Annotated in this window: 1 pseudogene; it reads left to right on the forward strand. The window is 56.1% G+C overall.

The annotated features are described in order from the left end of the window. Window positions 1–681, forward strand: a pseudogene (locus tag F8N44_RS30030) (IS30 family transposase); the annotation flags it as partial. Window positions 682–797 lie beyond the last annotated feature (116 nt).

Here is a 797-nt window from a genome sequence, read left to right on the forward strand (position 1 = left end):
ACATGTGAGTCACGAAACCATCTACCTGGCTATTTATGCCTATCCGCGAGGGGAGCTGAAGCGCCAGCTCATCAGCTACTTGCGCCAAGGTAAGGGCAAGCGCCGCCCGCGAACCCAGAGTGCCACACGTCGAGAGCGCTACCCTGCGGAACTCAGCATTCACCTGCGTCCACCGGAGGTCGAAGATCGCCTTGTTCCTGGGCACTGGAAAGCGACCTGATTATCGGGGCCAACAACCGCTCCGCTGTCGCCACGATGGTTGAGCACACCAGCCGTTACGTGATCTTGGCAAAACTCGACGCACCGACCGCCGATGCAGCCGCTCAAGCCATTACCCGAGAGATGTCGCGGATGGCGCCCTCACTGCTGAAAACCATGACACACGATCAAGGCAGTGAAATGGCCCGCCACGCTGAAATCACAGCAGACACCGGTATGAAGATTTACTTTGCAGATCCGCACAGTCCGTGGCAACGCGGCAGCAACGAAAACACCGGCTTGCTGCGCCAGTATTTGCCCAAAGGCACGGATCTCTCCCTGGTCAGCCAGGAGCGACTGGACGAAATTGCCGACTTGCTGAACACTCGGCCACGCCAAACGCTGGGCTGGAAATTTCCGGTCGAGGTACTGGTTGATTACCTTCAACTATCCGCGAGCAACAAGCTCGAAGCCATCAACTGACTGTTGCACTTGGAACCTGAGACCGCCGTTTACCCTCGCTGTGCGCTACAACTTCATAGTGCAAATCCTTGTAAATAGCCCCATCTGTCGGACCATAAAGGAGAAAATTTTTATCC

It is taken from the genome of Pseudomonas fluorescens, from assembly GCF_902497745.1.
Lineage (GTDB): Bacteria > Pseudomonadota > Gammaproteobacteria > Pseudomonadales > Pseudomonadaceae > Aquipseudomonas > Aquipseudomonas fluorescens_BM.